This is a genomic window from Bradyrhizobium sp. USDA 4501, assembly GCF_054062115.1.
Window position 1 is genome coordinate 7,613,400 of record NZ_JBSSEX010000001.1, and the last position, 25,090, is coordinate 7,638,489.

The 25,090-nt window shown below is 63.6% G+C and carries 27 protein-coding genes and 1 pseudogene; 15 read left to right on the forward strand and 13 right to left on the reverse strand.

Translation table 11 applies throughout. From position 1 onward, the window contains the following. Positions 1 to 9: 9 nt before the first annotated feature. Complete coding sequence (locus tag ACVWZM_RS35115; RefSeq protein ID WP_141342780.1) at positions 10 to 582, reverse strand: hypothetical protein; 573 nt, start codon at positions 580 to 582, stop codon at positions 10 to 12. A 194-nt stretch (positions 583 to 776) separates the two neighbouring features. Between ACVWZM_RS35115 and ACVWZM_RS35120 the strand changes: the two genes are divergently transcribed. Next, the gene (locus ACVWZM_RS35120; protein WP_076825821.1) at positions 777 to 1,448 is read left to right on the forward strand and encodes an SET domain-containing protein; all 672 of its coding nucleotides are present in this window, start codon (positions 777 to 779) and stop codon (positions 1,446 to 1,448) included. Between the two features lie 184 nt (positions 1,449 to 1,632). Here the strand turns inward: ACVWZM_RS35120 and ACVWZM_RS35125 are convergent, their stop codons facing one another. Continuing rightward, positions 1,633 to 1,923, reverse strand: coding sequence for a DUF6522 family protein (locus ACVWZM_RS35125; RefSeq protein ID WP_028339832.1), 291 nt, complete (start codon positions 1,921 to 1,923; stop codon positions 1,633 to 1,635). Continuing rightward, positions 1,920 to 2,354, reverse strand: coding sequence for an RrF2 family transcriptional regulator (locus ACVWZM_RS35130; RefSeq protein ID WP_092085010.1), 435 nt, complete (start codon positions 2,352 to 2,354; stop codon positions 1,920 to 1,922). The genes ACVWZM_RS35125 and ACVWZM_RS35130 overlap by 4 nt, the downstream gene beginning before the upstream one ends. 83 nt (positions 2,355 to 2,437) lie before the next feature. Here ACVWZM_RS35130 and ACVWZM_RS35135 point away from each other — a divergent pair, with 83 nt between their 5' ends. Together ACVWZM_RS35135 and ACVWZM_RS35140 are read left to right on the forward strand one after the other, a co-directional pair. After that, complete coding sequence (locus tag ACVWZM_RS35135) at positions 2,438 to 2,899, forward strand: group III truncated hemoglobin (RefSeq protein WP_283070352.1); 462 nt, start codon at positions 2,438 to 2,440, stop codon at positions 2,897 to 2,899. Further along, positions 2,896 to 3,054, forward strand: a complete 159-nt coding sequence (locus ACVWZM_RS35140) for a hypothetical protein (protein WP_456855747.1) — start codon at positions 2,896 to 2,898, stop codon at positions 3,052 to 3,054. Before ACVWZM_RS35135 ends, ACVWZM_RS35140 begins: the two co-directional genes overlap by 4 nt. 55 nt (positions 3,055 to 3,109) lie before the next feature. Here ACVWZM_RS35140 and ACVWZM_RS35145 read toward each other — a convergent pair whose 3' ends face one another. After that, the gene (locus ACVWZM_RS35145) at positions 3,110 to 3,508 is read right to left on the reverse strand and encodes a hypothetical protein (protein WP_076825599.1); all 399 of its coding nucleotides are present in this window, start codon (positions 3,506 to 3,508) and stop codon (positions 3,110 to 3,112) included. Between the two features lie 31 nt (positions 3,509 to 3,539). After that, positions 3,540 to 3,764, reverse strand: a complete 225-nt coding sequence (locus ACVWZM_RS35150; protein WP_076825597.1) for a hypothetical protein — start codon at positions 3,762 to 3,764, stop codon at positions 3,540 to 3,542. 94 nt (positions 3,765 to 3,858) lie between these two features. Here ACVWZM_RS35150 and ACVWZM_RS35155 point away from each other — a divergent pair, with 94 nt between their 5' ends. The 3 genes and pseudogenes from ACVWZM_RS35155 to ACVWZM_RS35165 all read left to right on the forward strand — a co-directional run bounded on the left by ACVWZM_RS35155 (position 3,859) and on the right by ACVWZM_RS35165 (position 6,183). Next, the gene (locus ACVWZM_RS35155; RefSeq protein WP_038385984.1) at positions 3,859 to 4,683 is read left to right on the forward strand and encodes a helix-turn-helix domain-containing protein; all 825 of its coding nucleotides are present in this window, start codon (positions 3,859 to 3,861) and stop codon (positions 4,681 to 4,683) included. A gap of 63 nt (positions 4,684 to 4,746) precedes the next feature. Then, a pseudogene (locus ACVWZM_RS35160) lies at positions 4,747 to 5,413 on the forward strand (DsbA family oxidoreductase). A 131-nt stretch (positions 5,414 to 5,544) separates the two neighbouring features. Further along, positions 5,545 to 6,183, forward strand: coding sequence for an NIPSNAP family protein (locus tag ACVWZM_RS35165; protein WP_057018355.1), 639 nt, complete (start codon positions 5,545 to 5,547; stop codon positions 6,181 to 6,183). Between the two features lie 278 nt (positions 6,184 to 6,461). On the opposite strand, the gene ACVWZM_RS35170 is transcribed toward ACVWZM_RS35165, so the two are convergent. Beyond that, positions 6,462 to 7,646: a GNAT family N-acetyltransferase gene (locus ACVWZM_RS35170; RefSeq protein WP_456855748.1), complete on the reverse strand. Its 1,185-nt coding sequence runs from the start codon at positions 7,644 to 7,646 to the stop codon at positions 6,462 to 6,464. A 173-nt stretch (positions 7,647 to 7,819) separates the two neighbouring features. Further along, on the reverse strand, positions 7,820 to 8,272 hold the full coding sequence (locus ACVWZM_RS35175) for a hypothetical protein (protein WP_076828380.1): 453 nt from the start codon (positions 8,270 to 8,272) through the stop codon (positions 7,820 to 7,822). Between the two features lie 159 nt (positions 8,273 to 8,431). Here ACVWZM_RS35175 and ACVWZM_RS35180 point away from each other — a divergent pair, with 159 nt between their 5' ends. From ACVWZM_RS35180 to ACVWZM_RS35190, 3 genes are all read left to right on the forward strand, one after another. Further along, positions 8,432 to 8,659, forward strand: a complete 228-nt coding sequence (locus ACVWZM_RS35180; RefSeq protein ID WP_016848541.1) for a hypothetical protein — start codon at positions 8,432 to 8,434, stop codon at positions 8,657 to 8,659. Positions 8,660 to 8,778: 119 nt separating this feature from the next. Beyond that, positions 8,779 to 10,227, forward strand: coding sequence for a caspase family protein (locus ACVWZM_RS35185; RefSeq protein ID WP_076828547.1), 1,449 nt, complete (start codon positions 8,779 to 8,781; stop codon positions 10,225 to 10,227). A gap of 71 nt (positions 10,228 to 10,298) precedes the next feature. Next, positions 10,299 to 12,323, forward strand: coding sequence for a pyrroloquinoline quinone-dependent dehydrogenase (locus ACVWZM_RS35190; RefSeq protein WP_456855749.1), 2,025 nt, complete (start codon positions 10,299 to 10,301; stop codon positions 12,321 to 12,323). A 449-nt stretch (positions 12,324 to 12,772) separates the two neighbouring features. On the opposite strand, the gene ACVWZM_RS35195 is transcribed toward ACVWZM_RS35190, so the two are convergent. Then, entirely contained in the window at positions 12,773 to 15,271 is a 2,499-nt protein-coding gene (locus ACVWZM_RS35195) for an autotransporter outer membrane beta-barrel domain-containing protein (RefSeq protein ID WP_253639466.1), read from the reverse strand. A 1,187-nt stretch (positions 15,272 to 16,458) separates the two neighbouring features. Here ACVWZM_RS35195 and ACVWZM_RS35200 point away from each other — a divergent pair. After that, positions 16,459 to 16,752, forward strand: coding sequence for an HdeA/HdeB family chaperone (locus ACVWZM_RS35200; protein WP_076828386.1), 294 nt, complete (start codon positions 16,459 to 16,461; stop codon positions 16,750 to 16,752). A 378-nt stretch (positions 16,753 to 17,130) separates the two neighbouring features. On the opposite strand, the gene ACVWZM_RS35205 is transcribed toward ACVWZM_RS35200, so the two are convergent. Further along, positions 17,131 to 17,592, reverse strand: a complete 462-nt coding sequence (locus ACVWZM_RS35205) for a PaaI family thioesterase (protein WP_076828387.1) — start codon at positions 17,590 to 17,592, stop codon at positions 17,131 to 17,133. A 38-nt stretch (positions 17,593 to 17,630) separates the two neighbouring features. Continuing rightward, positions 17,631 to 19,106, reverse strand: a complete 1,476-nt coding sequence (locus tag ACVWZM_RS35210; protein ID WP_200844496.1) for an amidase — start codon at positions 19,104 to 19,106, stop codon at positions 17,631 to 17,633. A 196-nt stretch (positions 19,107 to 19,302) separates the two neighbouring features. On the opposite strand from ACVWZM_RS35210, the gene ACVWZM_RS35215 reads away from it, so the two are divergent. From ACVWZM_RS35215 to ACVWZM_RS35225, 3 genes are all read left to right on the forward strand, one after another. Continuing rightward, entirely contained in the window at positions 19,303 to 19,434 is a 132-nt protein-coding gene (locus tag ACVWZM_RS35215; RefSeq protein WP_057018364.1) for a hypothetical protein, read from the forward strand. A gap of 176 nt (positions 19,435 to 19,610) precedes the next feature. Further along, complete coding sequence (locus ACVWZM_RS35220; protein WP_076828393.1) at positions 19,611 to 19,913, forward strand: hypothetical protein; 303 nt, start codon at positions 19,611 to 19,613, stop codon at positions 19,911 to 19,913. Between the two features lie 97 nt (positions 19,914 to 20,010). Next, positions 20,011 to 20,241, forward strand: coding sequence for a hypothetical protein (locus ACVWZM_RS35225; RefSeq protein ID WP_016848527.1), 231 nt, complete (start codon positions 20,011 to 20,013; stop codon positions 20,239 to 20,241). A gap of 110 nt (positions 20,242 to 20,351) precedes the next feature. On the opposite strand, the gene ACVWZM_RS35230 is transcribed toward ACVWZM_RS35225, so the two are convergent. Next, positions 20,352 to 20,555, reverse strand: a complete 204-nt coding sequence (locus ACVWZM_RS35230) for a hypothetical protein (RefSeq protein WP_076828394.1) — start codon at positions 20,553 to 20,555, stop codon at positions 20,352 to 20,354. A 962-nt stretch (positions 20,556 to 21,517) separates the two neighbouring features. Between ACVWZM_RS35230 and ACVWZM_RS35235 the strand changes: the two genes are divergently transcribed. Continuing rightward, positions 21,518 to 21,703 carry a hypothetical protein gene (locus ACVWZM_RS35235; RefSeq protein ID WP_253639467.1) on the forward strand — a complete coding sequence of 62 codons (186 nt, stop codon included), beginning with the start codon at positions 21,518 to 21,520 and terminating at the stop codon, positions 21,701 to 21,703. Positions 21,704 to 22,446: 743 nt separating this feature from the next. Here ACVWZM_RS35235 and ACVWZM_RS35240 read toward each other — a convergent pair. Continuing rightward, positions 22,447 to 22,683, reverse strand: coding sequence for a hypothetical protein (locus ACVWZM_RS35240; protein ID WP_063790118.1), 237 nt, complete (start codon positions 22,681 to 22,683; stop codon positions 22,447 to 22,449). A 391-nt stretch (positions 22,684 to 23,074) separates the two neighbouring features. After that, on the reverse strand, positions 23,075 to 23,383 hold the full coding sequence (locus tag ACVWZM_RS35245) for a LuxR C-terminal-related transcriptional regulator (RefSeq protein WP_375162606.1): 309 nt from the start codon (positions 23,381 to 23,383) through the stop codon (positions 23,075 to 23,077). A 456-nt stretch (positions 23,384 to 23,839) separates the two neighbouring features. On the opposite strand from ACVWZM_RS35245, the gene recA reads away from it, so the two are divergent. Further along, on the forward strand, positions 23,840 to 24,928 hold the full coding sequence (gene recA, locus ACVWZM_RS35250) for a recombinase RecA (RefSeq protein ID WP_028337774.1): 1,089 nt from the start codon (positions 23,840 to 23,842) through the stop codon (positions 24,926 to 24,928). Positions 24,929 to 25,090 lie beyond the last annotated feature (162 nt).

The window sequence follows — 25,090 nt, forward strand, 5'->3', positions numbered from 1 at the left end:
TTCAGCACACTAGCGCCTCACAAGCGACGTGGTCCGGCCGCTCTGTCCGATCGTCTTCACCGTATCCGTGCCGCATTTGAAATCGCGGGCGAAATCATCGGCAGCCTGCCGCGCCAGCTCGTTGGCGTTGGGATTGGCCGCGACGTCGACATAGGCGACATGACAGACATCGCCCGGCGGCAGCCGGGTCACGGCGAGCATTGCCCGCGAGACAGGACCGCCGCGCTTGTCCTGTTCGCTGTTGTCGGCGATCTGCCAGCGCTGGATGATCGCAAACGGTTTGCCGCCGGCTGCACGCCATTCGACCCTGTCGCCGGTCGAACTGAACGGGCCGAACCAGGCCCGCGCGGCCGGTTCCCTGGCGGCTGCCTCGCGGTTTCGGCCCACCGAGACCACTTCACGCAGGTCGCCCTCGTTGATCAGCACCACAAGCCCGGATTTTCCCGGACAGACCCTGGTGGTGCTGCCGTCCTCTTCGCTGGGCTTGCCGATCATGCGGCAGGCCTTGGGCGCGGTCGATGTGTAGCTGCTGCTGATCGTCTCGGAGCCGGCATGACCGGGATTTGCGCCGGCAGCCGTCATAAAGACTGTTGCAAAAGCAAGGTATTTCATCGGGGGAAACCTGCGATCCGGACGTTACTTTGTCTCTGACATATGCAATCTGGGGAACGTTCAATAGACACGCGGGAAACACCTGACAGGCGCGCGGAATCGTCCTAGAAGGGCGGCTTCGCAACTTCTGTCGCGTGCACCTGCGTGCCGTAACCTCGATCGTCATGCCCACGATATCATCCAACAAGCCCTATCGCGTCGGCCGTTCCCGGACCGGTCTTGGCCTTTTCGCCACCAAGCCGATCAAGAAAGGCACCAAGATCATCCGTTATTTCGGGCCGTTGCTCGACTCGAAGAAGAAGGATGAGGACGCGATCGAGAACAAATATCTGTTCGAGCTCACCAACCGCTGGACCATCGACGGCTCGATCCGCGAGAACGTCGCGCGCTACATCAACCATGCCTGCAGGCCGAACGCGGAATCCGACGTTCGCCCACGCAAGCGCAAGGTGTTCATCCGCGCCATCAAGGACATCGAGCCGGGCGACGAAATCAATTACGACTACGGAACCGACTATTTCAAAGCCTATCTGAAGCCGATCGGCTGCAAGTGCGATGCCTGCGAGAAGAAGCGCAAGAAGAAGCGCGCGGAGGCGAGGGCGGAGCGGGTGCGGCTGAAGGAAAGGGCCGAGCGGAAGGCACAGCGCAAGGCCGAGAAACTGGCCGAGGAGCGGGCCAGGCAGCGGCAGGCGAAGAAGGCAGCCAAAGCAAACGGCAAGCTCGCCAACGGCACGGCGCTGAACGGCAAGCACCTGAATGGCCACAGCCTGATCAACACGGCGGGCAAGAAGGCCGCCTCGTCGAAGCGCGGCACCGCTCGGGCGCTGAACGCCTGAGACTCACGTCGCTCGAAAACGCTCTAGTGTCCCGAATCCGAAGTTCGCATCATTTGCCGCACCTTCGGAGCGAACTTCGGATTCGATAAGGACACTAGCAAACTTATGATTCTAGTGTGCTTTATGAATGCGAAGTTCGTGAAAGTGGCTGCCGCGAAATCGCACGAACTTCGCATTCAGCACACTAGCCGCTCGGCCGGTGCGCCGCGCGTGGCAACGGTGAATTGCCGAAATCCAGCGTCGAGCGTTGGATGATCGTGCCGTGCTCGTCGATGACGAGACGGAAACGCTTGCTCCCCGAGAAGAATGTGAGGCGATGCCGCCCCTGATCGGCGTCGAGCCCGCGCTCCGAGCGCGTCGTGATCGCGCCCGAGCGCATCCCGGCCTGCAGCAGCGGAACCGCGATACCGAGGCCTTCGGCGACGATATTGGCGTCCACCTCGAACGCGCCGTCCGCGAATGTGATCGTCGTCATGATGCCCTCGCGGGATGGCGGCCGGGACGCGGCAGGTAGGCGCATTCGGCGAGCGTCGTACCGTCGAGCTCGCGCATGAAGGCCTCGCGCGCCGCCGCAAGCTTCGCCTTCAGCCGGCAGCGCGGCAGCAGCAGGCAATCTCCGCCATCATCCCTGAAACATTCGACCAGCGCGCTGTCGCCTTCCAGCGCACGCACCACCTGGCCGAGGGTGATGGTCTCCGCCGGCCGCGCCAGCGAGAACCCGCCCCCCGCGCCGCGCTGGGTGGCAATGAAGCCGGCGTCGGCAAGGTCGCGCACCACCTTGGCAAGGTGATTGCGGGAAATGTCGAACTCGGCCGCGATCTCGCTGGTCGCAAACGACCGGTCCGGCTCGCCGGCCAGCCGCATCAGGGCGCGGAGCGCAAAATCCGTGAACGATGTCAGGCGCATGGAAGCCCTTCGAAATCAGCACTTGGCGGATCAGCTATAGCAGCCTAAATAGGCATTTGAAATACCTATTTAGGATGTATGCCATGACAGCAGCAGAGCGCCGCGAGCAGATCACCGCCGGGATTGTCGCGCGGACCGGGATCACCGAGGCCATGATCGAGCAGCTGGTGCATGCCTTCTACGCCAAGGTCCGCAAGGACCCGATGATCGGACCGGTGTTCGAGACCAGGATCAGCAATTGGGAGCCGCATCTGGCGCAGATGTGCGCGTTCTGGTCTTCGGTTGCGCTGATGACCGGGCGCTATCACGGCACGCCGATGGTCAAGCATATGCCGCTGCCGATCGACGCCGCGCATTTCGACCGCTGGCTCGAACTGTTCGAGGCGACCGCGGCCGAGCTATGCCCGCCTGACGCGGCGGCGCATTTCATCGATCGCGCGCGGCGCATCGCCTCGAGCCTCGAGATGGGCGTCGCCGGCGGACAGGGCGTGATGCTGGCGGTCGGCGAGCGTTACAGGCGAAGCGAAGCAGGAGCAGTGCAATGAGGAACAGAGCGAAAGCGATCGAGCGTGCCATCGACGGCGCGTGGTTTCATCAGGATCAGGCCGATCCGTTTGCCGGCAGCAGTCTGGTGCCGATGCTGATCATCGGCCTGGCGCTGACCTTTGCCGGTATGATCGTCGCGGTCGTGCTGAGCTGACGGAAACGGCCGCCGCGTTTGCCGCGACGACCGCTCGTCACATCCGGCATTCGATTTACGCCGCGACCGTCTCGCCGCTGCGGCGCAGCCCGACATATTGCAGCTCGGCGAACACGCCGGTGGCGATCGCCTGGGCCAGGATCACGAGGGTCCCGAAGAGGTTCGGCGACACCGCGCCCGACAGCAGCAGCGCGATGCTGGCGAGCGTCCAGGCCGCGTTGCCGACGACCACCAGCATCACCAGCAGCTTCGGCACCGACATGCGCGTGCCGAGCCAGCCGACCAGCGCGGTATAGGCGATCAGGAACAGCCCGGTCTCGCGCAGCAGCGCTTCCGGCAGGCCGAGCAGCGATGCCAGCGCGCCGGCGTCGAGCACCATGGCTATGGCGGATACGCCGCTGAAGACGGCGTCGGCAAGCAAGGCGCGGCGCAGCAGCTGGGACGAATGGATCATGGCAGTGTCTCCTCGGGTTGGGATGGGGTGGTCAGCGGAACAGCGACTGCAGCTGACGCCACAGCCGGAGCGGACACAGCGCCTTGCCGACCCTCATCTCGGCCGCATAGACGTGCGCGAACACGAACACGCCGGTCGCGTGCACGAGCGGCTGCGGCATGTTGAGCGAGCGCGCCAGCAGCCAGGTGGCCAGATGGACCAGCCACGGCAGCAGGACGGCGAGGGCGCGGACAAGGGATAGCATCAGCATGGTCATCTCCTGTGCCGTGGAGGATGAGCCGGCCAGCGCGCCAATTCGATTACCTCAGGCGTAATGGAACGGGCGAATTCCGCATGGTAGGTTTCGCATCATGAACGCACATGCATCCATGGCGCGGGCCGAGCCCGCAAAACCCGTTCCGATCGGCGAACACCTGCGCGAGTGGCGGCAGCGCCGTCATCTCAGCCAGCTCGACCTTGCCGTCGATGCCGAGATCTCGGCGCGGCATTTGAGCTTCGTCGAGACCGGCCGCTCGGCACCGTCGCGTGACATGGTCCTCAAACTGGCGGAGCGCCTCGACGTGCCCCTACGCGAACGCAACGTGCTGCTGGTCGCCGCGGGTTTCGCGCCCGCATTCCCGCAACGCTCGCTGGACGATCCGGCGCTGAAATCGGCGCGCGAGGCCATCAACCTGGTGCTGAAGGCGCACGAGCCCAATCCGGCACTGGCCTATGACCGGCACTGGAATCTGGTCTCCGCCAACCGCATGGTGGCGCCGCTGCTCGAGGGCGTGCCGCAGCGGCTGCTCGGCCAGCCCTTCAACATCCTGCGGCTTGCCTTCCATCCCGAGGGCCTCGCCCCGCGCACCGTGAACCTCGCGGAATGGGCCGCGCATCTTCTGGAGCGGCTGCATCGGCAATGCGAGGCAACGGCCGATCCGGAGCTGCTCAAGCTCTACCAGGATCTGAAGTCCTATCCGATCCCGGCGCGGTCGGCCCCGATCACCACCGACAACAACGTCGCGCTCCCCTTCAAGCTCCGCCTCAATGGCGAGATTCTGAGCTTCATCTCGACCACCATGGTGTTCGGCACGCCGGTCGACATCACGCTGCAGGAACTGGCGCTGGAGACCTTCTTCCCGGCCGATGAGCTGACCGCCGAGCGGATGCGGCAGATGGCAGCCAGTATGAAATAGCGGCTTGTCTCGGAGCGCTTTCGGCCTACCTTTGGGGTTCCATTTTCCGCCGGGAACCCCGCCATGAGCGATCTGAAGCCGCTTCGCCTCGACATCGTCTCCGACGTCGTTTGCCCCTGGTGCTATATCGGCAAGCATCGCATCGAGGATGCGCTCAAGCTGGTGCCCGATGTGCCGGTCGAGGTGCATTGGCGGCCGTTCTTCCTCAACAATTGGGTGCCGCGCGAAGGCATCAGCCGCGAGGAATATCTCACCGCCAAGTTCGGCTCGGTCGAGGCCTACAAGGGCATTGCCGGCCGCGTGGTCGCCGCCGCCAATGAGGAGGGGCTCACCTACCATCCCGAGCTCGTCAAGCGGCAGCCCAACCACGATCGACTGCCATCGCCTGATCCACTGGGCCGAGGCCAAAGGCAAGGCGGCCGAGATGAAGCAGCGGCTGATGGAGCTGTATTTCCGCGACGGCGGCGATCTCACCGACAGCAACGTGCTGGTGCAGGCGGCAAGCGATGTCGGGCTCGATGCCGACGACGTGCGCAAGCGTCTTGCCACCGACGAGGATGTCGCCCTGGTCTCGGCGCAGGCCCAGGAGGCCGCCGAGAAGGGTATTTCCGGCGTGCCGACCTTCGTGTTCGCGCAGAAATACGCGGTGTCCGGCGCCCAGCCGGCCGAGCAGCTCGCCCGCGCCATCCGCCAGGTCTCGGCCGAGATCAACGCAGAGGCTGCGGAGTAGTCCGCAATCCCTATCCAGCGAACCGCCGTATACGGACCCGTATGTACGGTGGTGTGGGAGGGGAGGGGCTGCGAGGCTCCCCCCTATCCCGAGCCCACATCATCCATCGGAAACAATCAGGGGAGACCACCATGATCTATGAGCTGCGCACCTATACAGTCCGTCCAGGCGCCGTCGGCGAGATGGTGAAGGCGGCGAGCACGATCTCGCGCGATATCCGCGCCGACAATTTCGGTAAGCTGGAAGGCTACTGGATCACCGAGATCGGTCCGCTCAATCAGGTCATGCATATGTGGAGCTACGCCGATCTCAACGAGCGGACCCGGCTGCGCGCCGAGCTCGCCAAGAATCCGCGCTGGACCGGCGAGTATATTCCGGTGATCCGTCCGCTGCTGGTGCGGCAGGAGGTGCGGCTGCTCAATCCAATCATCCCGCCGGTGGCGCCGGCGACATCAGGCAACATCTACGAATTCCGCAACTATCGTGCCAAGCCGGTCGGCGGCGCCAAGCAATGGCTCGATCTGATCACCGGCGTGATGCCGGAGCGCGAGAAATACTCCAAGATCGTCGGCCTCTGGACCACCGAGGCCGGGCAGCCCAACGAAGTCTGCCACATCTGGGCCTATCCCGATCTCAACGCCCGCGCCGCCGCACGCGGCAACGCGATGAAGGATCCGGCCTGGCTGGAATTTTTGAGCAAGGGCACGCAGGTGCTCGAGGAGATGCACTCGACCATCATGCTGCCGGCACCGCACTCGCCGTTGCAGTAAGGGGAGGCGCTGGTCGCGCCGCGTTTCCCAATGATGCGCGGAGCGCAAGACAGAGAGGCCGTCGGTTGAGGCGGCCTTGTCGTTTGCCGTCAGGATGTCGCGAGCGCCGGCAAAAAGCCCCATCCGATGTTTCCATCAGATGAGGCTTTCGAAGCAAGGGCGCGCGCCGTCTGAGAACCAGCGCGCCGCAACGCTAGTCGGGCCAGCTGACACCAACCTGACGGCGGCAGCCCGTTGTTTCCCGATGTGTCTGCATGCCTACGAAAGGGTAAACCGCATTATCCGGGCTTGCCGCGCCGGCTGCGGATGAAGCGGACGGCGCCGCGCGCCGCTTCGTAGGCGAGTTTGTTCAGGGTCAGCGCGGCGTGAATGGCCGGCACCAGCGGATCGCGGCGCCGCAGCGGCAGCAAGACGTCGCCGATCGCGAAGCGGCCGCGCCAGATCGGGTCGATCATGGGGTGGCCGGGCGCCGCGGTGGAATCGGCCGAATTGATCGCGGGATCGGCGCAGAGATGGCGCGTCAGCTCCAGCGTCAACTGCGTGCCGGGCGAATGTTTCGCAAAGCGCTCGTCGACGCCGATCTTGAAGAAGAAGGCGCGGTCCTGGTGACGCACCACGATGCCGCCCGCGACCGGCGTGTCGCCCGCATGCAGCGTGATGATCTCGCAGCGGCCGGCTTCGGCCATCGTCGACGTCGCGCGGCGGATGAAGGCCGCATCGTCGGCATGCTGGCTCAGCGCCGTGCCGCGCTTTCCCTTCCAGCCACCGGCTTCGAGGACAAGGAAAGTCTCGAGCGCCGTCGCAACCTCGCGCGGCGTGCGGGCGACATCGAAGCGCACCGCGCCGTGGTCGGACAGGCGATGGTGCTGGCGGCGCAGCTCCTTCAGCTTCTTGGGCCCGAGCGCGTCGCGCAACAATTCGTCGGCATCGCGCGTCGCATCCAGCTGGGCGCGCTGATAGGCGCTCACCATGCGCGGCTGCAACCCGTCTCGGGCCAGCACCGCGCGGATCGCCGCGATGGCCGGCCCCTCGAGCGACATGGTGCGCAGGATCAGCGCATGCGCGCCCGCATTGCGCGCCTGCCGCAGCATCTTGCCCACCGCTTCCTCGGCGGCGTCGCGGTCGAGCAATGGCGTGCACAGCGTGCCATAGGGTTCGGCGCCGACCAAAGCGGGCAGGGGAATCCGGTAGATCCGGCGCATCGGAACCACCGGCAACAGCCCGATCAGTTGCCCGGCATCGCCGGCGGCACTGAGCAGCGCCGCGCCGGTGCGGCCGCGCGCGGAGGCATCGACCGCCAATTCCCAGTCTGGCTGATAGTAGCCATTGGCCTCGATCGCGCGCGCGGCAAGCGCGCGCCATGCATTGAGCGGCGCGGCCGACAGCGGCGGCAAGGTGCGATCGTCCGTGGCATCCTTGCGCGATGCACGGTGGATCATTGCCCGGTCAGCAATATCGGCCACGTCCCTGTTTCCCCACTCCGCGAGGCTGATTGGGCCTTGCGTTCGTCAGGGCAACGCTAGCTGAAAGAAATGGAAAATGCCGTTGAGGCCATCAGGCAATTTGAGCGGTCGTGTTAACGGACCGTTCAGCATACCCGGTGCGCAGCGGCTTGGCCGGCTCGCCGGTTCAAGCGCTAGGGTTTGGTGGTCCGTTGCGTTTCTACCGCAACGGTGCTCTCGACCGGCTCGTAAGTCTCCGTCACGCAATTGTCGTCGGCTCCGACCTGCCGGCGATCGAAAATCGAGCCTTCATTGATGAACACGCGATAGGTCTGCGTCCCCAGCGGCTTGCCGATCACCGATGTCAGCTCGGCGCGTACGCATGCCGTCCAGCCGGTGCCGCGCGGGTCGTGCAGCGGGGCGGAGACCCGCACATGGGTTGGCTGTGAACCGGCCGTGAACACCGAATCCAGCTTGCCCGCGACCAGCCGTTTGACGTCCGGAGGCATCTCGAGCGGCGCCGGCTCGGCGGCCTTGACCTTCAAGGCCTCCGGCCACACCGCATGGCTGTCCGCCAGGCCGCAGCCACTCAATATTAAGGCGGCGCCGGCCAGCAGCGCCGCCAGATGTACTTGTCCCTGTCCCATTCAGTGCATTTAATGTGCCGCCGTCAGGATTGCGCCCCCTGGTGGCGCTGAATTCGCGTGAGGCGGCGCTTTGTCGATCAACAAATGTCGAGCGACAAGTTATCGTTGGGGTAGAGGTATTACCGGATGTTGCTGCGGCGGCGGGGGAGACAGACTGACATGAAACGCTTCACGGTTGCTGCCGTCATCCTGGCGCTGCTCGCGACACCCACCCTGGCCCAGGGCCGGCGAGGGGGCGGTGGAGGCGATACGAAGACGGAGCAGAAGCCCAAGGTCGACGAGAAGGCCTACAAGGCCGCGCTCGATCGGATCCCCGAGCCCAAGGAGAAATACGATCCCTGGGGCGTCACCAAGCCGGCAGCGGATCCGGCCAAGAAACCGAAATAGCCGGGCTCACGAGTCGGCAGCCATTTGACCGGCGTCGGTCGGCAGCACATTTGCCGCAAGGCATGAACCTTGGCCTGACGGCCTCCGACCCATCTTCGATGTCATTGTCGGAGGCCGCCATGCTTCGCCGTTCGCTCCTCAGCCTGATCGTTCCGGCAGCGATCCTGCTCGGCGCCGTGCCGGCGTCGGCGGAAAACCGGCTGGCGCTGGTGATCGGGCAGTCGGCCTACAAGTCGGTGCCCGCGCTGCCGAATCCGGCCAACGACGCCAAGGCTGTGTCGCAAATGCTGACCGATGCCGGATTTGCGGTGACGGCCGCATCGGACCTGTCGCAGGACGAGATGCGCGCACGGCTCAGCGATTTCGCTGGCCAGGTGGCGGCGAAAGGCGCCGATACCGTGGCGCTGGTGTTTTATGCCGGGCATGGCCTGCAGATCGACGGCGAGAACTATCTGGTGCCGGTCGATGTCGATCCGAAGCGCGAGGCTGATATCCCGATCCAGGCGGTTCGGCTCAACGACGTCCTGAATACGCTCACCTCGGTTCCGAGTCGGATGCGCATGGTGCTGCTCGATGCCTGCCGCAACAATCCATTCCCGGAACTCAGCAAGACCGCGGGGCACGGGCTCGCCATCGTCGATGCCAGGGTCGGCGCGCCCGGCACGTTTGTGTCGTTCTCGACCTCGCCGGGAGCGGAAGCCGAGGACGGCAGCGGCGCCAACAGCCCCTACACCACCGCGTTGCTGGCCTCGGCCAAGGAGCCGGGCATCCCGATCGAGGACACCTTCAAGCGCGTTCGCCTGGCGGTGAACAGGGCAACTGACGGTCGCCAGACGCCGTGGGACTCGTCCTCGCTCACCGACGACTTCCGTTTCATGGTGGGTGCGGCGGCATCGCCCGCAGTGACGCCGCCACCGGCCGCGGCCAAACGCACCGTCGACGAATGGAAGCGCGAGTTGCAGGGCAAGCCGATCGAGGCCGCGAATGAACTGATGGTGGTCGATGGCTCCGACGAATCCTATGAGGCCTTCGCCGCGATCTTCGCCGGCACGCCGCGTGGCCTGCAGGCGCGCGACTGGCTCGACCGGCATCGCCGCATGGTGGCGTGGAATAACGCTGTTCTCGCCAACACGGCCGCGGCCTATCGCGGTTTCCTCGCGCAATATCCTGACACCGACCTGACAGCGACCGCGCGCAAGATGATCGAACGGCTGCGCTACCGTCCCGATCCGGCGCCCGCCGTCGCGCTCAGCGTGCCCGCGACCAGCGTCGCGCTGGCGGCACCGACCTGTCCCTGCAACGCCGCGCCGCCGCAACAGCCGCTGCAGCAGAGGGCCAACGTGCCGGTGAAAAAGCGTGCCGATCCCGATCCGCCGCGGCGCGCGGGCAAGCGCCCGCCGCGCGTCGTCGTTGAGGACGACGTCGTGGTGGTGCGCCGTCCGCCTCCAACCGTGGTCTACGAGCCTGCCGGACCGCCGATCGGAATCGGAATCGGGATCGGCATCGGCGGCGGCGGTGGTGGTTATCGCGGTAACTACGGCGGCGGCTATCGCCGGGGTGGATACTGACGCGACGATCGCGTAAATGCTTTCCCGCATGAGATGCGGCGCCCGGTGATCGCATCCTGGGGGAGGACGCGATGCGGTTGCTGTTTTGCCTGCTTGCCGCGCTGCTGCTGTGTGGTCAGCCGGCGCGCGCCTGGGAGTATTGGGGCGGCGACCGCGGCGGACAACGCTTCTCGCCGCTGACGCAGATCACATCAGACAATGTCGGCAAGCTGCTGCGCGGCTGGGAATTCCGCACCGGCGATCTCGATACGCGCCCGCCCGAGGTCATGAAGCGCACCAAGTTCGAGGTGACGCCGCTGTTCGTCGAGGACAGCCTGATCCTCTGCACGCCGTTCAACGAAGTGATCGCGCTCGATCCCGGCACCGGTGCGCAGAAATGGCGTTTCGATCCGAAGATCAGCATGGCGCAACGGCCGGCCAATCGCTTTGTCTGCCGCGGCGTCGCGTACTGGACGGATGATCGCGCGGCGGAAGGCGCCGCCTGCAAGTCACGCATCTTCACCGGCACCAACGACAGGCGCCTGATCGCGCTCGACGCCAGAACCGGCAAGCCTTGCGCCGATTTCGGCAACGGTGGCGAGATCAGGATCGACATTGGCATGAAGCTGGAATGGCCGGGCGAGTTTCAGATCACGTCGGCGCCGGTGACGGGACGCGGCGTGGTCGTGGTCGGGTCCGCGATCGGCGACAACCGGCGGGTCGACGCGCCGCTCGGCGCGGTGCGCGCCTTCGATGCGCGAACCGGACAGCCGCGCTGGAGCTTCGATCCGCTCGTGCACAATGGCGTCGAGGCCGGCCACAGCAATGTCTGGGCGCCGATGTCGGTGGACGAGGAGCGCGGCCTGGTGTTCCTGCCGACGACTTCGCCCAGTCCGGACTTCTGGGGCGGCAAGCGCCCCGGCAATGACGAGCACGCCAATTCCGTGGTCGCGCTGCGGATCGAAACCGGCGAACTCGCATGGGCATTCCAGACCGTGCATCACGACGTCTGGGACTACGACCTGCCGGCGCAGCCGACGCTGGCGCGGATCGACACCGTCGATGGTCAGCGCGACGTCGTGATCCAGCCGACCAAGCAGGGCTTTGTGTTCGTGCTCGATCGCGACACCGGCAAGCCGGTGTGGCCGGTCGAGGAGCGCGCGGTGCCGCAGAACGGTGCCGTGGGCGAGAGGCTGTCGCCGACGCAGCCGTTCCCGACCCATGTGCCGCCGCTGCTGACGCAGCGGATGAGGGCCGATGATGTCGCCGGCCTGCTGCCGGGCACCGGGAGCTCGGCTTGCGAGACGCTGCTCGCGCAATCCCGTAATGAGGGCCTTTACACGCCGCCGTCGACGCAAGGCACCGTGATCTATCCGATGACAGGCGGCGGGGTGAACTGGGGCGGCGCGGCGTTCGATCCGGTCAATCAGCTCCTCTACGCCAATGTCAGTCATGCGGCGCACATCGTCACACTGATTCCGCGCGACCAGGCCAAGGGCTTCAATCCGCCGCCGGGTCATGAATTCGGCCAGCAGGAAGGGGCGCCGTTCGCGATGTCGCGGGCGCTGGCGAAGTCGGCGGTCGGGTCGCCCTGCAACAAGCCGCCATGGGGCGAGACGGTGGCGGTCGATCTCAAGGCCGGCAAGATCCTCTGGCATTCGTCGGTCGGCACCAGCGAGGATCTCGCGCCGCTCGGCATCGCGCTCAATACCGGCACGCCGCTGGTCAACGGCGTCGCGATCACCGCGGGCGGCCTGGTGTTCACCGGCGCGATGGATGCCTATCTGCGCGCGTTCGATGCCAGGTCGGGAAAGCAGCTGTGGCTCGGCCGGCTTCCGGTGCCGGGCGTCGCCAATCCGATGACCTATCTCTGGAAGGGCGAGCAGTACGTCGTGATCGGCGCCGGCGGCCATTCCGAAGCCGGCACCTCAATCGGCGATAGCGTGGTGGCGTTTCGCCTGCCGCGTCAGGGCGAGGGGGCATCGTTGTGGACCCGCCTGATCGATCGGCCCGGCGGGCGGTTCACCGCCAAGGCTGTGGCCGCCGGTCTCGTGCTCGTCGCCCTCGTTGCGCTGTTCTGGCGCTGGCGGCGGAGCCGTCGCTCGCGATCCGCTTAGGTGCTCGCTGCCGCAGGTGCGCGCCGCCAAAATATCGAAAACAACCCCATGCAAAGGTGCCGGCAGCTGCCGGCGTACGAAAAGCAACTTGACACGTCGGGCAACTCAGGGTTACTTTTCTACTATTCCGAAATGGTGCAAGCGTCGCCTCGCTCCGCTAAAGCGCGATGAATTCAGGTTGAATCGGCCTGGCGGCATTCGCTGCATCTCCTCCCGCAACCGGAGAGGGGAGCGCAGGTTGTTCGCGGATGCAATTGAACCTGGGGCGTGGACCCGTAAATCCGGGACGAAATGCGGACACGCCGCGCAGACCGGGGATGTCACCTTGCGGACCAACTTCGCCGCCTCCGATTGGTCCGGTGTTGGGTGCAGTCCGGACTTCTCATCAACGATCCTCGATCGCCACATTTGACCCATCTCGGACATTCGGTAGGGTTGCCGCGGGTCGGTTACAGGCTTCTCGCACGAGCGTTCGCGCGCCATCGCTCGGGGAGGCTCTGCGGCGAGGCGGCCGGTTTCCACTGCAGGGACACGACCCAGTTGTCGAAGACCGTGTTGAAGCTCCCGGACTGGTACGAGAAGTTCTCGCCCGCCGGCCAAAAGTAGCCGGCATCGGCTGCGTAGGTGAAGAGCGTCCAGGTATGGGGTTTCTTCCAGAACGCGTTGCCGCCGTCCGGGTCCCCGTCGAGGGCGCTGAAGTCGAGGAAGAGCCAGAGAGGTGCATTCTTGGTGCCGAGGTTCGTATCCGGCGAGTTGAACTGCAGCGCGTTCCAGTAGATCCCAGGTCCGGCTCCGGGATCAGCATCGTCCACGAGCTTCTGCAGCCGCCAATAGAAGCTCGCGTCGCCGGTCATAGTGGTCTCGCCGGTGAACGTGATTAGGCCAGCCTGCGGGCCTGACTGGATGATGCCGCTGATGGAGGTGGTCCCGCTGATTGTTCCGCTCCCTTGTAGCATGCCGCCGGGAGCAGGCGAATCGGTGCCGGTCGCTGCAATGGTGACCGGGCCCGAGACCGTCCCACCGTTCATGAACAGTGTGCCCGACTCGCCGACAACAACCGCGCCGGTCACCGTGCCGGCGACCTCCAGCGTCGCCGCGTAGGATACCAGCACCTCGCCGGCACCCGTTGCTGATCCACCGGTACCGCCGGCAATCAGCGTACCCCCATTGACCCTGATCAGACCGGAAAGCATGCGGCTGCTGTCTGCGCTCAGGGTCAGCGTGCCGGGACCGAAGATCGTCAGGCCCGCCGATCCCTCGATGGCGGCTGCGATCTGCGAACTACCGCCGGTAGCATTGGTGTAGATCAGGCCTTCTGCCGCGCCGAACGAAAGGCTCGCAGTAGCGATGCTGCCGCCGTTCATGATGAGGCCCGCGGCGTCGCCGCTCGCCTGGCTTCCGACCAGAATGCTCGCATCGCCGCCCGTAATCGCCCCGCCGTTCACTTCGAGCGCCGCCACCTGCGGCACACCGCCGCTCTCGACCGCCTGGCTGTCGACGACCTCGTAGACGGCATCGGCCGGAACGTCGTTGATGCTGACATCGGTCGACGACACGGTCGCCGCGCTCGCGAAGCCCTCGGAGGGCGAATAGGTCAGGAACTTGCCCGAGCTGGCCGCGTCGTCGTCCTCTCCGAGAATGTAGGGAGCGACGATCCCGTTCATGACGATGGGCAGGTTTGCTCCCGTTCCTGCCACGAACACCTGTTGCGTCAGCCCAAGCTGGGCCATGCCGCCGCCCGGCACGATAACAAGAGTTCCGCCGGAGTTGCGGACAATGTTCGTCAGGGTACCGTCGTCATTGCCCCCGATTACGACGCGATAGTTGCCGCTTCCGGAAAGCTGCAAGGCGCCTCCCGTAGAGCCGATGACGAACGTCGCCAGAGATCCCGAGGCGATCTGCACATCGACCGTCGCGCCGTCCGAACGAAGCTCGAGTATTCCGCCGTTCGTCACCGTCACCCTGAAGCTGCCAAATGGTGTGCCGGATGTCCGGGTACTTGCCAGCGTCCCAGCGCCTACGGTGTTGTGTCCTATCAGCTGGTTCGTGTTGGTGAGCAGGAGCGTGCCTTCGCCGTATTTGTGGAGGCCGCCCAGCCCGGAGATCGGCGCGACGACGGTCAGCGTGCCGCCGTTCGTGTTGATGACCTTAGGCTGGTTGATCGTCCAAGTGCTGGGTTCATATCCGGATGTCGAGGGCAGCGCCGACGGCGAGATCGCCCAAGCTTGCCCCTGCCAGAGCACGGCGTAGACGCCCCACCCGGTGAGCGCGTCGGTGACGACCTGGCTGTAGTCTTCGGAGGGTAGCGGCAGATTTTCCAGCGTCCATCCGCTGGGCATTTGCGCGATCTGGACGGTCTGCGGATTGCTAGACGGGAGGTTGGGTACGTTCTCGAACGAGGCGGGGAAAGCGTTGTTGATGGTGATCGTGCCACCCGTCAGGTTCACCGTGAGCGGCGCGAGGACGTGGCCGCCGTTATTTTCCACGTATCCCTTCGTCGTCTGGGAAACGGAATACCAGCCAACCGCGAAATTGGCCAAGACGATCGTCTGCGGACTCTCGGACACGTTCGGGGCCAACTGATCGGCGAGCCACGCGAGGCCCGGATTGGAAGTGCTCGTCAAATTATAAAGATCAGGCCCGATTCCGCAGGCCGACAGATAGTCGGCCATCCCGCTCGTCATGCCGTCCACGAAGCTGCCGCTCTCGCTCGACGTCCGCATCAAGCCCGCGACCACCCTTTCCAGGTTGATCGCCACGGGGTCGTCCTCGCCGTTGTAGACCACAGGAGCAACCTGCGTGAAGCCGTTTGCCGACAGCCAGTAAAGGCCCATGACCATCGACGTCGGGCCGCAATAGGCTTCACCGTCCCCCGGCAGGCTCTGCCCGAAGGGCCCGAAATCGGTCTGGATGATCGAAGGCGTGCTCTTGATGGGGTCTTTCCACATGGGGCTGGTCCACTCCTGTCCGACAAAGGCCACGGTACGCGCTTGACCCGCAGGTTAATGTCCCGTTAATTGCGGGACACAACTTGTGAATACTTCAGCTAGTCGATACACTCCAAGAGTGTAGAGCGGAATCTTGAAAGTACGCAAGCTGGGTCTCCAGCTTGGCCGGCAGGGACGGCTTAGGAGTTCAAGCGCGGGCGCCGAGCGGCAGCATGTTCATCGTGAGTGGCGCATATCTGCCACCAGCGGCGATGTCCTGCGGCAGAGCCTGATACCAGGTGGTGTCGCGGCCGGTCCGTGTAACGCGAACGTCTACTTCTGAGGCGTGCTGCGAATCCTGGAAGTGGCACCTTTGAGATATGGCGACCGGATCTGAAGACGTCCGTTCATTGGGGTAGACCGGAAGTACCCGACTGATTGCTAAAACGGCGCCTTTGACCCGAAGCGGACTATCAATGTTTGACGCGCTCGATAGCTAGCGACTGGAGAAGCGAGATGTCGCTCATTTTATGCCTACTCGCCATTGTGCTAATCGGCATTGCCGGATGGGGTTTCATGTCCGTCATGAGCGAGCTGGGAAAGTGGTATCCCCAAGAGCCGGTGGATACGATTTCCCGCAGGTTCGAGGTTGATGGCTTCGTCTGGAGCTCCCGCGCTCCGCGGGCACTGCGCCGCCGGTTTGTTGTGACACAGGCGTGCGCAATCCCTGCGTTTCTGTGCTTGGCGGCACTTGTTTGGCTGAATGAGACAAGCCCTAATGTCCGTGTCTGGGGGACGATAGCATTCTGTTCTATGTCACTTTTCCTTGCCGGCTCTCTTACCTGGAAGGTCATTCGGCGCGGAGTGTGATCGCGCCATTTTTGAACCGCAGGACTGGTATTGGGCCCTGAGCGGACATTCACCACAGCATCGCCGGTATCGGCTTTTGAGAGCGACACCGACCTCGCTATCCCCGCTCGCATACACTGGATTCTCGACTACACGCCCTGTTCTCATCACGCTTTAGCGCGGGCGCCGTCGCAAATCAGAAACACGAATTCTCAAGCCGTGCAGCGAAACGATGTGCGGGCTGATCCGCGCGATGCAGTGCTTGCGTTCGATGTAACGCATCGCTTACGAGGTCGCGGACGGAGCCGCCGGGCTTCCGGCGACCGGTTCATTCCAAATCATTGCCCAAGGAGATTGCGATGAAGATCACTGCCTCGATCATGCTTGCCGCCGCGCTCGCGCTGTTGTCGGCACCAGCCAGCGCCACCGTCCTCGATCTCTCGACCATGACCTGCAAACAGTTCGTCGACGGTGGCGACGACACCATCAAAATGGTGCTGGTCTGGATGGACGGCTGGTATAAGGGCGACTCCGACGAGGCGATCATCGACACCGACGTGTTCACCGAGAACGCCAAGAAGTTCGGCACCTATTGCGGAAAGAATCCGACCGTCAGCATCGTCAACGCGGCGGAGGCCGTGCTCGGCAAGTAAATCTTGCAGCGTGGTTGGTCTGAACCTTCATTGTGAGACGCGCGGTACGCGCGTCTCTGTACGATGCTTCGCATCGCCAGGCGAACCGTGAGGCCGGGCTGGTAACCTCGTCCTTCGAGACGCCTGCTGCGCAAGCTCCTCAGGATGACGGGATTGAAGGCGGGACAACATGTCCGACGTCGTCCCTGCGAAAGCAGGGACCCATAACCACAGGGTTTAATTGTTGAGGAAGGCTGTGGCCGCAGCCCTGCGCAACAATGGTCTTCGGTGGTTATGGGTCCCGGCTTTCGCCGGGACGACACTGAATGTTTGGTGCCGCTCCTCGGTCATACATTCACATCCTTCAGGATGAGATAGACCGGCCATGATGCGAGAGGCCTATCCCGGCAGCATCGCGAACGCGCTCGACACCATCGCCACCGGCTTGTTGTCGGTGGCAGAAGATAGCGTGACGCGACCGAAGCTCATGGTGCGGCCGAGCCGGACCACGCGAGCGTCGGCCAGCACGTCGGACGCCGTCACCGCGCGCATGAAATGCGTGGTCTGGTCGACCGTCGTCATCGGCCGGTAGCCCTTGTTGGCCGCGAGGTTGGCGAGCACCATTGCGGTGTCGGCGAACGCCATCAAGGCCTGGCCGCAGACGATGCCGCCATTGCGGCACAACCGCTCGGAAAACGGCATGCGCAGGATGGCGCCGGGCTGCCAGTCGGCATCGCCGGCAGGCGGCGTGATGTCGAACTGCTCGATCGACAGATTGAGGTCCTGCACCCATGGCGCAAAGACGTCGCCGAGCACGCGTTTCGCGTCGTCGATCCCGAATTCCCCGGCTTGCTGCTGCATGACGTCCCGTTCCCTCTGTTGATGCTATCTATCTTGTTCTAGTTGCGCGTGACATGCACGGCCGGCGTGTTGCCCGCATTCCACTTGCCGTCGATCGCCCGTTCGATCTGGGCGGCGAGCTGCAGCAACAGCCCGTCATTCGCTTGCTTTCCGATCGCCTGAATGCCGAGCGGCAGGCCGTGCTCGTTGGTCGCGAGCGGCAGCGAGATCGCGGGGATGCCGCAGAGATTGGCGAGCGGCGTGAAGGCGAAGTTGCGCCAGAGATTGCCGAACCAGTCCAGCACCGACGGATTGTCGCTGATGGTGAGATATTCCGTGGTGCCGACCTTCGGCGTCGGCAGTGCCGTGATCGGCGTCAGGATGATGTCCCAGTCCTCGAAGAAGGCGCCGAAGCCGCGCGAGGTGGTGTTGAAGACGGCCTGCATGCGTGCGCGATCGGCGAAGCTGAAGTCGCGGCCATGCTCCCAGATGCGGATGTTGATCGGCTCGATCAGCTCCGCCGGCGGCCGCTCCAGCCCGCGCGCGGCGAGCATGTTGCCGATCACGACGGCGAAATTGCTGATGTAGCAGGTGGTCTGCGCCGCGAAGGCTTCCCGATAGTCGATCGCCGGCAGTGCATAATCGACTTGATGGCCGAAGCCTTCGAGGAAACGTCCGACCCGCTCGAGCTCGGCTGTGATGTGCGGCGTCGCGCGATAGTCGCCCCATGTGTGCGACAGCGCGATTCTGAGCCGGCCGGGATCACGCGCGATCATCGCGGCATATGGCTCGGGCGAGGTCCAGAACGGCATGAACTCGCCGGGCGCAGGTCCCCGGCAGGCATCGACGAAGCCAGCGGTGTCGCGCACCGTGCGCGACTGGCAGCCCTGGATCGAGACCAGCCCGGTGAGATCGGACAGATGCGGCGCGAGCGAGAACACGCCGCGCGAGACTTTCAGGCCGATATTGCCGTTGACCCCGGCGGGAATGCGGATCGAGCCGCCGCCGTCGGTCGCATGCGCGATCGGCACCGCACCGGCGGCGACCATCGCCGCGCTGCCTGCCGACGAGCCGCAGGTGGTGTAGTCGGTGTTCCAGGGATTGCGCGTGACATAGACCGCGGGATTTTCCGCCGAGCTGCAGACCCCGAACTCCGGCGTCGTGGTGCGGCCGATCAAATTGAGCCCGGCCCTGCGCATCTTCGCGGTCAGGAAGGTATCCGCCGCGGCGCGATTGCCGCGCATCATCAGCGAGCCCATCTCCTGCAGCCGTCCCTTCAGGGTCGGGCCGAGGTCCTTCATCAGGAAGGGCAGGCCGGCGAACGGGCCGTCGAGGTCGGCGCCGTCGCGCGCCGGATCGGCGATCACATCGTCGAACAGCTCGACGACGCCGCAGAGCGCGGGATCGACCTTGGTGACGGCGCTGGCTGCCTGCGACGCCAGCTCACGGGGCGTCAGCTCGCCGGACCTGACGCGCTCCGCGAGCGCCGTCCCGTCGTGCTGCGTCCACTCGTCCCAGCTCATCGCCAAAGTCATTTGATCGATTCCTTTTCTGCTTTGTTGCGCAGTGTAATTTGCGCGGCCGCCCGGTCAAACCAGTGCGCGCCGGCAGCCCGTCCGACGCGCGCTTGCGCTCCGACGCGCACTGCGCTGCGCTACAAGCGCCGTGTCCGGCTTGAAAATGCCCCAGTTTCGGCGCCCAGTCGCCTGCTCGCGAGTGGTGGGGGCGTACATGTTCCGCAGGTTGGTGGTGCTCGGCGGCGTGATTGCGATCGGACTTGCGCTCAGCGGTTGCACGCGCTGCGGTCCGATCTGGGACGACTGGATGCAGTCGCCGAAATCCTGCAAGTCAGACCATCTCTAAGGGCATGATCCGGAAAAGTGGAAACCGGTTTTCCGAAAAAGATCATGCTCAAACAAAGAGATGAGAACATGATGCGATTCCGCGGAAACGCATCATGTTCGGGGCCGGGGCAGGCGCGCTTGGCGGCGGCTTTCTTGCGGTGATATACCGCCGACGAAAACGCAGGGAGTGTTCTTATGAGAGTTTTGAGCGCAGTTGCGGTTGCGGTGCTGTTGTCGGCGCCGGCCTATGCGCAGATGCCGAACGTCAACCTGATGCCTGAGGTCAAGACCAGGACCCAGGAGGAGAAGGAGCAGGACGCGGTCAGGGACAAGGCCTACAAGGACTCGCTCAGCAAGATTCCCGATGCCAAGGGATCGTCCGATCCCTGGGGCGTCGTGCGCAGCGATCCGCCGAAAGCGGCCGCCCATCCCGCCAAGCCGAAGACCAAGACCGGAAGCTCGGCGCAGCCGGGAAGCGCCGCGCCGCGCAGCCAGTAACGCCCATTCGGGGCGACGTCGTCCGTCTCCCGCAGACTCGGATTCTCCCGCCGCCGCCCCTATATTGGGGTGTCGTCAGTTGGTCCGGAGTTGCGGCATGGTGTCTCGTCCGCGCGATCTCGCCAGCCGGATGGCCGAGCGGCGAAAGCCGGACGACGGCTATCTGCGCGAGACCTTCAGCCTGCCACGCGATCAGGCCCGCGTGAGGGCGCGTGACTTTCTCAAGCGCTATCCGAAGGCGGCCTATATGAGCGCCGTCGAGAGCTGGCGCGAGCTTCCCGGCGGCGACATCGAGTTCACGATGCGGCGGCTGGCCAGCGCGGATTGAAGCGTTTTCGAGCGAAGCGGGCGCCGGTTCGTGTGTTCTAATTTTAATTAGAACCGAAGCTCTGCAGGCCAGCGCGTCAGGGCACCGGGGCGTGCACGATAGACTGTGCCTCAGTCCCCATTGCTGCCGCGGGTCCGTTCCCGCCCCAGATTGTTCAGCTCGCGATCGATCCGCAGCTGCACGCGGCGGATCGCCAGAAGATCGAGCTTTGCTTCGGTCTTGCCCGTGAAGACGCGATCGCCGATCTGGAAGCGCCACGTCCAGACGCCGGCCATCAGCTGAGTGACGCTGAACTCGATGCCCCTGTGGATCATCTGTATCGGTTCCGCGAAGGAAGGGCGGTCGTCGATATTTAAACCATTAGTTGTAGCAATGATTAGCGCCCGTAAAAAGATCGTGTGAAAGGCCGCGCCCGTTCGGGCCGTCGTGGTGGATTCCGGAAAGGATTCGTCCGCCGGCAGCGTCGCCACGGAACGGTCGCCAGCCATGTTGCCTGCCCAGCGCCGCCCAATTCGCGTTGCTTGGAGCAGGCCAATGTTACGAACACTGGCGGAACCCGAGTCTTCCCGTCGAACGCTACGGAGTTTTTCCAGGGCTCAGGAGGGGTACCAAGGTAGTATGCAGATTGTGCCAAGCCGTTATCGGACGCCGTCGCGCCTGTCAGGTTAACTTGTTGATTATCAGGGGAACTTCGGGCGCAAGGCGCGTCGCATGGCCGGAACTTTGTTCTTGGCCGGAGAACTACGGAATTTTAAACGGCCCCAACAGGGGGCCGCCAACCCGTCCCGGAGGCGGGTTTTCCTCCAGCAGTCGGGGGGCTACCTGTCTGGCTGGGGGCCCCCAAATAAGGGCACTGCCGGGTCAATTGTTCCAGTAAACATTCCGCGAGAACAGATCGCGACCCGCAGGAAATTATGGGGCCAGAACATCTGAGGACCTTCTCAATAGTCCTACCGAGAACATCGGCTAGCCCTTGGTTACGCCGGGGTTAAAGCCAAGCCGGCCACTCGAAAAATCAAAGCTGTCGCGCGCCATGGAAAACTGCCCCCTCGGCGCCATGGAGGTTCTAGCTTGAGGTGGGGGCGTCCAGAATCTTTCCCTACCCCACGGGCGCTCCTCGGCCTCAGCCTCCCTGTCGGGGTGCTGGGGCCGTTTGTTTATGTAGAATCCAGTTTGGCTGGGGCCGCAACACTCGGAGCCCCTGCCCAGTAGCGGCGCGGTGAGGCGGTCTCAGCGTTCGTTCCAACGCGCTGGGGCCGTTTCTTCAGGACACCTGATGCCGGCGCACTTCTCCGGCCGCCATGTTGAGAACTGGGATGTGATCGGCGGCCAGCTGTCGCCGAATGAGGCTAACAGCCCATCCCTCCGGGATTGCATCCAGCACTCGGTCAACGGCTTCTTCGCGCGAGGTCGCGGCGAGCCAGATTTGGACCTCGCCGTCATCGGTCGTCACTCGGACTAGATGAACCTCGGTCGCCTGTTGCATGAGCAATAAAAGCGGCATCGAGGGAATCGTTTCAAAAATCTTCGCTTAAGTTAAGCCTGGAACCGCAATTAGGGCGCTATCGCTGACATGCCTACTTTAATGCGGACACGAAGACCGTGGCGCAAGCTCTCTGTATGTTCAGGCTCAGTCACCACGACGGCGTCGAGTACGGCTTCATGGCGTTCGCGGCGATATCGTTCGTAGCGCTCATCGTAGGCATAGGCGCCCTGTTTATGTGATGAGCCTGTCATCTCATGGATGATCCAACCGCCTTGGCCTCGGCGTGTACCCCCTCGCTGGGGCCGTTCTTTGGGCCAAGAAAAATCCCGGCTCGCGCCGGGCTTCATAGTTCAAGCTGACCTGCGAGATAGCGCCGCTTCTCGACTGCCGCGATGTCGAGAGCCTTTCAGCACCTCATTCACGCGACCGGATTCACGTCATATGTCGCAGCGATTCGACGGGAAGGGCCCGTAATGAAAGAGGCCGCCAAGTGAGGCGGCCGCTTTCTCACATGAATATTGCAATCGCAGCGATAGCAATGGGGCACAGCCCCAGCACCACAATGCTCGCTCTAAAAAGTAGGTCACTGGTCATGACACAACCTCTGCGTGAGGTTGGAATCTAACTCGGGATGACCACCAAAACAAAGTGCAGTTTGTGCCACGCTAGGAAATTAATCGTGCGCTAGATGAGAATAGGCCGTCAACTGAGGTGGCCCTTTACTCTCCCAGCTCTCTGCGGATTCGGTCGCGGTGCTGAACGTGCAAAACCTGGCATGAGTAGAAGTTATCCAGAAGCTTCTTCGCTTCCGCTAGATCGTGCCCGTGATTGGCAAGGTGCTCGATCAGTCCCTCTTGCTCGGCAATGTGTCGTTCGCCTTGGGCAATATGCCGCTCGGCTTGCTCCAGATGGCGAAGCTGCATCTCGCGGTGCGCTATTGTGGAATGGTTCGGCATGGCCGCGCTCCCTTCCTATGCAGGCGGGAGCGCTGTTGGTCTCTCAGCCACCGACGCCTACGGGCAAAGCCTTGGCCGGTGATGATGATATCGTATCACGTTCCGTTGCCCCCGGTTCGTTCTCTCAAGATTAAATTCCCTGATCTCGGTCAAAGGCGGGACGGGGATAGAACATCCGATGGGTCGCCTCGGTAGTCCTACTGAGAACACCGGCCAAGCTACGGTTTCCGTTCGCTTAATCCGAACATTCAAACTAGGATACGGGGACTTAAATACGGCCAGTACCGATCTGTTGGTACTGGCCGAAAACCGCTGTCCCGTTTTTGCGAAATACGCACTATTGAGCGGCCCCAGCAACTTTGGGGGCTGTAGGGGCCGTTGCTGGGGCCATCTACCGGGCGGCCCGATGCACCGAGCCAGGTTTGCGAAAGACTACTGTAGGCCAACTAGCCAATCTTTCCGCCGCGTCCACGATCTGAGCTTGAGAGTGGATGTGGAGCTTCCTGAGTAAGCGAAGGCGCTGGACCGATATTTGCGCTTCTGTTCCGCCGATCTGCGTGGCGATCTGAGTATCACGCCGCCCGAGAGCCATGCGCCTCAGGAGTTTCTTTTCACGCGGGCTCAGTATCAGCGCCGTCACGGCGCGAACATTGCAATACCGACGATGATGAGTGGACTTAGTCCGAACAGGACAATGCACGCGCTTATAAGTATGTCACTGCCCATGACACAACTCCTGCGTTGGAGCTGGAACTTACACCCGCCGGCAATAAGTTGTGTAGTGCAGTTTGTGCCATTGGGCTGGCACGCTCCATTCACCAACGGAGAACCCCGGTAACGCTTCTCCCTTGTGGAGGGAGAACACTTGGCGGACCATAACGATTGCTAAAGCCAGAACATCCGATGGGCGACTCAGTAGTCCTACCGAGAACATCGGCCAACCCTTGGTTGCCACAGGATTAAATCCAAACTAGGCCACTCGAAATTTCAAAGCAGGCCACTAAGGATGGAAACAGGCCAGTACCGATCTGCTCGAAAGAACATATTGCGAACATAGAACAAACGTGGTACGAGGTTCCAATCAACAACGCATTCCGCCCGATCTCTTCGCCCGTTTTCCCGCTAGCGAATCCCCGCCATAAGGAGCACATCCCAAATGTCCGCCACCGCACTGCGTATCGTCGAAGGATCCTCCATGGACAAGTCCAAGGCCCTCTCAGCCGCGCTCTCCCAGATCGAGCGCCAGTTCGGCAAGGGCTCGGTGATGAAGCTCGGCAAGAACGACCGTTCGATGGATGTCGAGACGGTGTCGTCGGGGTCGCTCGGGCTCGATATCGCGCTCGGCGTCGGCGGCCTGCCGAAGGGGCGCATCGTCGAAATCTACGGGCCGGAATCGTCGGGCAAGACCACGCTGGCGCTGCACACGGTGGCGGAAGGCCAGAAGAAGGGCGGCATCTGCGCCTTCATCGACGCTGAACACGCGCTCGACCCGGTCTATGCGCGCAAGCTCGGCGTCAACATCGACGAGCTCTTGATCTCGCAGCCGGACACCGGCGAGCAGGCACTCGAGATCGCCGACACGCTGGTGCGCTCCGGCGCGGTCGACGTGCTGGTGATCGATTCGGTCGCGGCTCTGGTGCCGAAGGCCGAGCTCGAGGGCGAGATGGGCGATGCGCTGCCGGGTCTGCAGGCCCGCCTGATGAGCCAGGCGCTGCGCAAGCTCACCGCCTCGATCAACAAGTCGAACACGATGGTGATCTTCATCAACCAGATCCGCATGAAGATCGGTGTGATGTACGGTTCGCCGGAGACCACCACCGGCGGCAACGCGCTGAAGTTCTATGCCTCGGTCCGCCTCGACATCCGCCGCATCGGCGCGATCAAGGAGCGCGACGAGGTGGTCGGCAACACCACCCGCGTCAAGGTGGTGAAGAACAAGCTGGCGCCGCCCTTCAAGCAGGTCGAGTTCGACATCATGTATGGCGAGGGCGTTTCCAAGATGGGCGAGATCCTCGACCTCGGCGTCAAGGCCGGCATCGTCGAGAAGTCCGGCGCCTGGTTCTCCTATGACAGCCAGCGGCTCGGCCAGGGTCGCGAGAATTCCAAGGCATTCCTGAAGTCGAATCCCGACATCACCGCCAAGATCGAAGCCGCGATCCGGCAGAACTCCGGCCTGATCTCCGAGCAGATCCTCGCCGGCACGCCCGAACGCGACGCCGAGGGCGAGGAGCCGACCGAAGAGTAAGCCTCCAGCATGATCCGGAAAAGTGCGAAGCGGTTTTCCCTCGCGACAAACGCGAAGCGTTTGTCCGGAGATCATGCTCAAATCATCACATGACTTCGCTGCAAGCGGGCGCTGAGGACGTTGGGTTGCCGACGTCTTCGGCGCCCGTTTGGTTTTGTGTGT

Coding starts and splice junctions, on each gene's coding strand:
- ACVWZM_RS35115 (WP_141342780.1), bottom strand. CDS start 582: ATGACGGCTGCCGGCGCAAATCCCGGTCATGCCGGCTCCGAGACGATC.
- ACVWZM_RS35120 (WP_076825821.1), top strand. CDS start 777: ATGCCCACGATATCATCCAACAAGCCCTATCGCGTCGGCCGTTCCCGG.
- ACVWZM_RS35125 (WP_028339832.1), bottom strand. CDS start 1,923: ATGACGACGATCACATTCGCGGACGGCGCGTTCGAGGTGGACGCCAAT.
- ACVWZM_RS35130 (WP_092085010.1), bottom strand. CDS start 2,354: ATGCGCCTGACATCGTTCACGGATTTTGCGCTCCGCGCCCTGATGCGG.
- ACVWZM_RS35135 (WP_283070352.1), top strand. CDS start 2,438: ATGACAGCAGCAGAGCGCCGCGAGCAGATCACCGCCGGGATTGTCGCG.
- ACVWZM_RS35140 (WP_456855747.1), top strand. CDS start 2,896: ATGAGGAACAGAGCGAAAGCGATCGAGCGTGCCATCGACGGCGCGTGG.
- ACVWZM_RS35145 (WP_076825599.1), bottom strand. CDS start 3,508: ATGATCCATTCGTCCCAGCTGCTGCGCCGCGCCTTGCTTGCCGACGCC.
- ACVWZM_RS35150 (WP_076825597.1), bottom strand. CDS start 3,764: ATGACCATGCTGATGCTATCCCTTGTCCGCGCCCTCGCCGTCCTGCTG.
- ACVWZM_RS35155 (WP_038385984.1), top strand. CDS start 3,859: ATGAACGCACATGCATCCATGGCGCGGGCCGAGCCCGCAAAACCCGTT.
- ACVWZM_RS35165 (WP_057018355.1), top strand. CDS start 5,545: ATGATCTATGAGCTGCGCACCTATACAGTCCGTCCAGGCGCCGTCGGC.
- ACVWZM_RS35175 (WP_076828380.1), bottom strand. CDS start 8,272: ATGGGACAGGGACAAGTACATCTGGCGGCGCTGCTGGCCGGCGCCGCC.
- ACVWZM_RS35180 (WP_016848541.1), top strand. CDS start 8,432: ATGAAACGCTTCACGGTTGCTGCCGTCATCCTGGCGCTGCTCGCGACA.
- ACVWZM_RS35185 (WP_076828547.1), top strand. CDS start 8,779: ATGCTTCGCCGTTCGCTCCTCAGCCTGATCGTTCCGGCAGCGATCCTG.
- ACVWZM_RS35190 (WP_456855749.1), top strand. CDS start 10,299: ATGCGGTTGCTGTTTTGCCTGCTTGCCGCGCTGCTGCTGTGTGGTCAG.
- ACVWZM_RS35195 (WP_253639466.1), bottom strand. CDS start 15,271: ATGTGGAAAGACCCCATCAAGAGCACGCCTTCGATCATCCAGACCGAT.
- ACVWZM_RS35200 (WP_076828386.1), top strand. CDS start 16,459: ATGAAGATCACTGCCTCGATCATGCTTGCCGCCGCGCTCGCGCTGTTG.
- ACVWZM_RS35205 (WP_076828387.1), bottom strand. CDS start 17,592: ATGCAGCAGCAAGCCGGGGAATTCGGGATCGACGACGCGAAACGCGTG.
- ACVWZM_RS35210 (WP_200844496.1), bottom strand. CDS start 19,106: ATGACTTTGGCGATGAGCTGGGACGAGTGGACGCAGCACGACGGGACG.
- ACVWZM_RS35215 (WP_057018364.1), top strand. CDS start 19,303: ATGTTCCGCAGGTTGGTGGTGCTCGGCGGCGTGATTGCGATCGGACTT.
- ACVWZM_RS35220 (WP_076828393.1), top strand. CDS start 19,611: ATGAGAGTTTTGAGCGCAGTTGCGGTTGCGGTGCTGTTGTCGGCGCCG.
- ACVWZM_RS35225 (WP_016848527.1), top strand. CDS start 20,011: ATGGTGTCTCGTCCGCGCGATCTCGCCAGCCGGATGGCCGAGCGGCGA.
- ACVWZM_RS35230 (WP_076828394.1), bottom strand. CDS start 20,555: ATGATCCACAGGGGCATCGAGTTCAGCGTCACTCAGCTGATGGCCGGC.
- ACVWZM_RS35235 (WP_253639467.1), top strand. CDS start 21,518: ATGCCGGCGCACTTCTCCGGCCGCCATGTTGAGAACTGGGATGTGATC.
- ACVWZM_RS35240 (WP_063790118.1), bottom strand. CDS start 22,683: ATGCCGAACCATTCCACAATAGCGCACCGCGAGATGCAGCTTCGCCAT.
- recA (WP_028337774.1), top strand. CDS start 23,840: ATGTCCGCCACCGCACTGCGTATCGTCGAAGGATCCTCCATGGACAAG.